At 71.3% G+C, this 6706-nt stretch carries 6 protein-coding genes; all 6 read right to left on the bottom strand.

The window, feature by feature from the left end; all coding sequences use genetic code 11:
- A partial coding sequence (locus D0D37_RS35195; protein WP_162834619.1) for a dihydropteroate synthase occupies positions 1–92 on the bottom strand: 92 nt, incomplete at its 3' end.
- 26 nt (positions 93–118) lie between these two features.
- Positions 119–733, bottom strand: a complete 615-nt coding sequence (folE, locus tag D0D37_RS35190; protein ID WP_116204897.1) for a GTP cyclohydrolase I FolE — start codon at positions 731–733, stop codon at positions 119–121.
- Complete coding sequence (gene ftsH / locus D0D37_RS35185; RefSeq protein WP_116204896.1) at positions 705–3119, bottom strand: ATP-dependent zinc metalloprotease FtsH; 2415 nt, start codon at positions 3117–3119, stop codon at positions 705–707. The genes folE and ftsH overlap by 29 nt, the downstream gene beginning before the upstream one ends.
- 206 nt (positions 3120–3325) lie before the next feature.
- A complete protein-coding gene (locus D0D37_RS35180; protein ID WP_116204895.1) occupies positions 3326–4147 on the bottom strand; it encodes an ESX secretion-associated protein EspG in 822 nt (273 codons plus the stop codon).
- Positions 4148–4399: 252 nt separating this feature from the next.
- Positions 4400–5203 (bottom strand): ESX secretion-associated protein EspG, encoded by an 804-nt coding sequence (locus D0D37_RS35175; RefSeq protein WP_116204894.1) that lies wholly within the window; start codon positions 5201–5203, stop codon positions 4400–4402.
- A gap of 79 nt (positions 5204–5282) precedes the next feature.
- Positions 5283–6596 (bottom strand): hypothetical protein, encoded by a 1314-nt coding sequence (locus D0D37_RS35170; protein ID WP_116204900.1) that lies wholly within the window; start codon positions 6594–6596, stop codon positions 5283–5285.
- Positions 6597–6706: the final 110 nt, after the last annotated feature.

Here is a 6706-nt window from a genome sequence, read left to right as displayed (position 1 = left end):
CACATCTCGCGCGCGTGCTCCAGCGACTGGTCGAGATCGAGGTACCGGCCGCCGTCGGAGAAAGAATCCGGCGTCACGTTCAGCACGCCCATCACGGCGCAGCGCCCCGGCCGGGGGATCACCGGCGCCCCCGGATCAGCTCGATCGCCTCGGCGCGCGACGTCGCCGACGACCGCAACATCCCGCGCACCGCCGACGTGGTGGTCCGCGACCCGGGCTTGCGGATCCCGCGCACCGACATGCACAGATGCTCGGCCTCGATGACCACGATCACGCCGCGCGGCTCCAGCTTCCGGTCCAGCGCGTCGGCGATCTGCGAGGTGAGCCGCTCCTGCACCTGCGGGCGCTTGGCGTAGAGGTCGACGAGCCGGGCCAGCTTCGACAGGCCGGTGACCTTGCCCTCGCCGTTCGGGATGTAGCCGACGTGGGCTACTCCGTGGAAGCTCAGCAAATGGTGTTCGCAGGTCGAATACATCGGGATGTCCGTGACGAGCACGAGTTCCTCGTGCGATTCGTCGAACGTCCGCGCCAGCACCTCGTCCGGGTCGAGGTAGAGGCCGGCGAACATCTCCTGGTAAGCGCGAGCGACCCGGGCCGGGGTGTCCTGGAGACCGTCCCGATCCGGGTCTTCGCCGCAGGCGAGCAACAGCTCACGAACGGCGCGCTCCGCCCGGTCGGAATCGAAGACCGGGCGGATGCCGTCTTTACTGCTTGTCTGATCCGTCGACGTCACGCCGATGCTGCCCCTCGTCCGGCTGCTGGCCGTTCGCGCCGTCGGCGAACCAGCCCTGCTCACGCGGACGGTCTTCGGCGGGGCGCCACGGCTGCTGGCCGCCCGGGGACGTCGCCGGGGTCCAGCCCGGAGGCGCCCCGTAGTTCGGCGGTCCGCTCTGCGCACCGCCCGGGCCACCGGGCTGGTAGCCGCCGCCTGCCGGACCGCCCGGCTGCTGCTGACCACCATACGGCTGGCCCCAGCGGCCGGCGCCGTTCGGCCCGCCCGCCGGACGTCCGCCGTTGGCCGGCGGGGCGTACGGGTTCGCGTTCGGGTCCGGAGCCTGGTACGGCGGCCCGCCGGGAAGCTCGCCCGCTCCCGGAGCCGTGCCGACCGGGGTCGGGGCGGGCTGCAGCGCGGGCTTTTCCTTCTCCGGACCAGGCGGCGGCCACGGCTCGCCGCGCTCCATCGCCAGCTCGCCCGGGGTCTTGATCGGCGGCTTGTCCGACGGCGTGCGCTCGCCGAACTCGTTGAAGACGGTGATGTGCGGGCGCTTCTCGACGGTCGCGAAGATCCGCTCGAGGTCCTTGCGCTGCAGCGTTTCCTTCTCCAGCAGCTCCATGACCAGGTTGTCGAGCACGTCGCGGTAGGTGTTCAGCACGTGCCACGCCTCGGTGTGCGCGGTCTCGATGAGCTTGCGCACCTCCTCGTCGATCTCGTGCGCCACCTCGAGCGAGTAGTCGGCCTGGCGGCCCGCGGACCGGCCGAGGAACGGGTCGCCCTGCTCCTGGCCGTACTTCACCGCGCCCAGCCGCGCGCTCATGCCGTATTCGGTGACCATCGCGCGGGCGATCTTCGTCGCCTGCTCGATGTCCGAGGACGCACCGGTGGTGGGCTCGTGGAACACGAGTTCCTCGGCCGTGCGGCCGCCCATCGCGAACACCAGCCGGCCGATCATTTCCGACCGGGTCATCAGCTGCTTGTCGTCTTCCGGCACCAGCAGCGCGTGCCCGCCGGTGCGGCCGCGCGGCAGGATCGTCAGCTTGTACACCGGTTCGATGTCCGGCATCGCCCACGCGGCGAGCGCGTGCCCGCCCTCGTGGTAGGCGGTGATCTTCTTCTCCTTCTCGGAGATGATCCGGCTCTTGCGCGCGGGACCGCCGACCACCCGGTCGACCGATTCCTCGAGCGCGACGTCGGTGATCACGTGCCCGTTCTCGCGGGCGGTGAGCAGCGCGGCCTCGTTCAGCACGTTGGCCAGGTCCGCGCCGGACATGCCGACGGTGCGCTTGGCCAGCCCGGTCAGGTCGGTGCCCTGCGCGATCGGCTTGCCCTTGGCGTGCACCTCGAGGATCGCCTTGCGGCCGAGCAGGTCCGGCGCGGACACCGGGATCTGCCGGTCGAACCGGCCCGGGCGCAGCAGCGCCGGGTCGAGGATGTCCGGGCGGTTGGTGGCCGCGATCAGGATGATGCCGCCGCGGGCGTCGAAGCCGTCCATCTCGACCAGCAGCTGGTTCAGCGTCTGCTCGCGCTCGTCGTGGCCGCCGCCGAGGCCGGCGCCGCGCTGGCGGCCGACCGCGTCGATCTCGTCCACGAAGATGATGCACGGCGCGTTCTGCTTCGCCTGCTCGAACAGGTCGCGAACGCGCGAGGCGCCGACACCGACGAACATCTCGACGAAGTCCGAACCGGAGATCGTGTAGAACGGCACGCCCGCCTCGCCGGCGACCGCGCGCGCGAGCAGCGTCTTGCCGGTGCCGGGCGGCCCGTAGAGCAGAACGCCCTTCGGGATCTTCGCGCCGAGCGCCTGGTAGCGCGCCGGGTTCTGCAGGAAGTCCTTGATCTCGTACAGCTCTTCGACCGCTTCGTCAGCGCCCGCGACGTCGCCGAAGGTCGTCTTCGGCATGTCCTTGTTGAGCTGCTTCGCCTTCGACTTGCCGAAGTTCAGGACGCGGTTCCCGCCGCCCTGTGCGTTGTTCATCATCCACATCAGCAGGCCGAGCACCAGCGCCAGCGGGATCGCGAAGATCAGGATCTGGGTCAGCAGGCTCTGCTGGGTGACCTTGGTGGTGAACTTGATCGGATGGTTCGCCTGGTTGCCGACGTTCGCGCCGAGGAGCTCTTTGTAGATGTCGTCGGTCGCACCGCCGGGGAACTGCGCGACGACCTGGTCGGTCTGCTGGCCGTCGACATCGATCTTTTGCGTGAGCAGCAGTTTGAGCTGCTGCTCCTTGTCCTCGAGGCTCGCTTCCTTGACGTGTCCAGCCTTGACCTGCTGCATCGCCGTGGAGATAGGAGCCTGGGTGTAGCCACGATCGCTGTCGAAGATCGTGTTGTAGGCGAACACCGCCAGCAACCCCGCGACGATCCACAGCAGTGGGTTCCTGAGCACGCTCTTCCGGTTCATACGACTCGGCCCTTGCGGCCTCGACCCTCCCTGGTTGGGCGGCTCTTGTGATACCCGCCATCGCGATCTTGACAACCCGTGGGTGCCACAAGGCACCCGTCCCACCAGGGTACCGTCCGGGCGGGCGGGGAAGCCTGGCGAGCCTCTCGCAGGTCAACGGCCAATCCCGCGCGAGGGTTCCCGTTCCGGGACGACACGTCACCCGGCTACCGGGTGTCGACCGCCACCGAAGCCACCATTTCACCCAGCCTGCTCCGCAGCGTCGCCGGGTCCGCCGGCGCGACGGTGACCCATTCGCGGCCGTCCGAACCCGCCCTCGACAAGCTCAAATACCGTCCGGTGGCGGTGTCGAACCAGCCGAGCACCCGGGACCGTTGCCGTTGTCCCAGCTGGGATCGGCTGTTCGCGGCGAGCTGACCGCCGCGCAGCCGGGGCTGGCCCGCGATGAGCCCGTAACTCTCGCGCGGATCGACGGTGGCGCGCTCGCTGAGCGACTGGCGTTTCGCCCGCCGTCCGCCCTTTTCCTCGGACTGGCCGCCGCCCGCGGCGACCGGAACCCGGATCGGCTGGGTGTGCAATGCCTCGTCCAGCGGAAGGGTGACCGACGCCTCACTTCCGCGCGGACCGCCCGGCAGCAGTTCGACGATCGTGGACACCAGCGCGTCCGGCTGGGTCTCGCGCAGCCAGATGCCGTCCGCGTCCTGGATCGCGACCACGCCGGTGCGCTCGTCGCCCGCGGCGAGCAACGCGACCGGATGCGCCTCGAACTGCGGGATGTGCAGCGCGTCGATGGAGTGCGGGGCGCGAGCGAGCAGCGTCAGCCAGTCCTCGATGTCCGGCTCGAGCCGGCCGCGCGAATCGCGGATGCCGCGGGCCTTCAGCTCGATGTCGACCCGGTGCCGCAGCGAGACGCGCTCGTCCTCGGTAGCGCCGTGCGAGCGCACGCGCAGCGGGTAGGGCAGCTCGCCCAGCTCCGCCGACTCCCACAGAAAGTCGAATGCCAGCGGCGAGAAGAACTCTTGGTGCATCCGGTGCTGCTCACCCTCCGGTCAACGATTTCCCGGCCCAGCGTAGCGCCGGATCGGTGGTCTTCAAGCGGCCAGTAGCGCGCGGGGGTTCTCGCCCCAGGTCGACGGACCCAGCGCGCGATGCCCGCGATGCGAGGTCCGTGAGGGGAACCCTGAGGGACTCAGAGTCCCTCAGGGTTCCCCTCACGGACCTTTCGCAGGAACCGAGCCACGCAACCCCGGGGCTGGTCAGCGCAGGTCAGGCAGAGCGGGTCAGAACGCGCCCGCGCTGGCCTGGTCGGCCACCCCGGCGAGCATTTCGCCGAGCCGGTGCCGCAGCGTCGCCGGGTCGGCGGGGGCGATGGTGATCCAGTCGCGTCCGTCGTGGCCCTGGCTGGCCTGGGTGAAGTACCGGCCGGTTTCGGTGTCGAACCAGCTCAGCACCGTCGAACGGCTGCGTCCGCCGAGCCGGTTGCGGGCGTTCGCGCCGATCTGGCCGCCGCGCAGGCGCTGCTGGGCGTGCAGCCGGGCGAGTGCCTTGCGGTCCTCGTCGACGCTCGCGCGGCCGGAGGCGTCGACCTGGTTGCCGCGCCGCTGCATGAAGTCGACTCCGGACGCGCCGACCAGCTGCTCCAGCGGCACGGTGATCGATTTTTCGGTACCGCGCGGAGCGCCCGGCAGGAGCGAAATGATCGCCGTGGCCAGGCCGTCCGGCGCGCACGGGTGCAGGTGCAGCCCGCGCTGGTCCTGGACGGCGAAGAGGCCGTCGCCGTTCGCGCTGCCCGCGACCGCGAGCAGCGGTTCGCCGTTCGGGTCGAGCAGCTGGACGGTGTCGAGGCTGACGTCCGGCGAGGCGAGGATGCCGAAGTAGTCCTCGATGTGCGAGGCGGCCCTGCCGCGGTCGTCCGCGAGCCCTCGGTCGGCCAGTGCGCCCAGCGTGCGCGTGCGCAGCGCCGAGCGTTCGTCCATCGTCGCGCCGTGCGAACGGATCCGCAGCGGATACGGCAGCTCGCCCAAACCGGCCGACTCCCACAGGAAGTCCACCTCGATCGGCGCGAGCAGCTCCGCGTTCGGCATCGACCAACCCCCTACCCCGAGTGTTTGCGAACGCTCGCGGGCGCGTGACCGGATCGGTCACGCGCCCGCGAGCAGTGCGTCAGTTGTCGTCGTCCGACCACGCGCCGATGACCGGCGGCGGGGTGGCCTGGTTGGCGCCGAACGCGTCGTCCGGGTCCGGCTCGATGAGGAACGAAGCGTGCGTGTGCTCCTCGTCCTCCTGGCCGGCGCCGTGCGCGCCCGCGCCGCCCATGCCGCCGCCCATCGGGCTCATGCCGCCCTGGGACTGGCCGATGGTGCCGCCGGCCGGGACGACGCCCTGCTGTTGCGGAGCCGCCGACGCCGCGCTCTGCCCGTTCTGGTGCTCGGACGCGGCGGAGGTCTTGCCCTCCTCCTTGCGCGAACCGCTGCGGTTGCCCTCGCCGAGCTTGCCGCCGGCCAATCCGGCACCCGCGCCGATGGCGCCGAGGCCGAGCGCGGAACCGATGCCGCTGCCGCCCGTGCTGGCGGGCGCGGCCGGAGCGACCGGGGCCGCGCCGACGCCGGAACCGGCGCCAACGCCCACGCCGGTGCCAGCACCGCCGGCGAGCGGGCCGCCCTCGAAGCCGGAGGCGCCGTACTTGCCGGAGTCGGCCGAGACGTGCGCCGGAGCGCCGTGCCCGGCGACCCCCGCGCCGCCGACCGCGCCGTGCGCGCCGACCGTGCCGAAGCTGGCCGGCGAACCGAGCGCGCCCGGACCGTCGGTGTGGCCGATGTTGTTGACGTTGTTGAACGAGTTGCCGTTGAAGTGCGACGCGGTCGGCTTCATGCCGAGCGAGTCCGGGCCGAAGCTCGGGGTGGAGCCGTCGACCTCGCTCATCGCCTGGGTGTAGGCGTTGAAGAACGCGACCTGCTGCGCCTTGACGTCGTTGGCGGCGTCCGCCTGCGCCTTCTGGTCCGCGGCCAGCGCGGCCGGACCGCCGGCGAGCGCGGCCGTCATGGCCTGCTTCGGGTCGTAGTCGCGCGGGGCGGGCATCTTCTTGACCTCGGCGGCCGCGGCGGCCTGCCGGGCGAGCCGGTCGGCCATCGTGTGCGCGGCGTCGGAGGCCTGCGTGCCCGAGTTGGCGATCGCCACGAGCGCGCCCTGCGCACCCGCCGCACCGTGCCCGACCCAGACGTTGCCCAGTTCGGTGATCGCGTTGTACAGGTCGTCGGACGCCTGCTTCAGCTCGGTGCCGTGCTTGGTCCAGTGCTGCCCGGTGGACTCGGCGGTGCCCGGGTCGTTGTCCGTGGTCGCGCCGACGTAGAGCTGGTGGCTTTCCTGCGACTGCCAGTTCGGCGGGTTGCCGATGGCCCGGTCGCCGCCGATCTCGAAGCCGCCGGAGCTGCTGCGCGCGGACGCGACGATGTCGTTGGCCGCCGAGTTCGAGCCCATCGCGACGGCGGAGCCTGCCGCGGGGACCGAGGACGAGGAGCCGTAGCCGGAGGTGTTGTAGCCCGAGGTGTTGTAGCCCGACCCGTCCGGGACGGAGCCCGGGGCCGAGG

This window comes from Amycolatopsis circi (assembly GCF_003385235.1).
In the GTDB taxonomy this organism is placed as follows: domain Bacteria; phylum Actinomycetota; class Actinomycetes; order Mycobacteriales; family Pseudonocardiaceae; genus Amycolatopsis; species Amycolatopsis circi.
This window is presented reverse-complemented; position numbering and strand designations above follow the sequence as displayed.

Bases quoted from the DNA above. Each gene is read 5' to 3' on its own strand.
- D0D37_RS35180 (WP_116204895.1), bottom strand. From the start codon at position 4,147: ATGCACCAAGAGTTCTTCTCGCCGCTGGCATTCGACTTTCTGTGGGAG.
- D0D37_RS35175 (WP_116204894.1), bottom strand. From the start codon at position 5,203: ATGCCGAACGCGGAGCTGCTCGCGCCGATCGAGGTGGACTTCCTGTGG.
- D0D37_RS35170 (WP_116204900.1), bottom strand. From the start codon at position 6,596: ATGGGCTCGAACTCGGCGGCCAACGACATCGTCGCGTCCGCGCGCAGC.
- ftsH (WP_116204896.1), bottom strand. From the start codon at position 3,119: ATGAACCGGAAGAGCGTGCTCAGGAACCCACTGCTGTGGATCGTCGCG.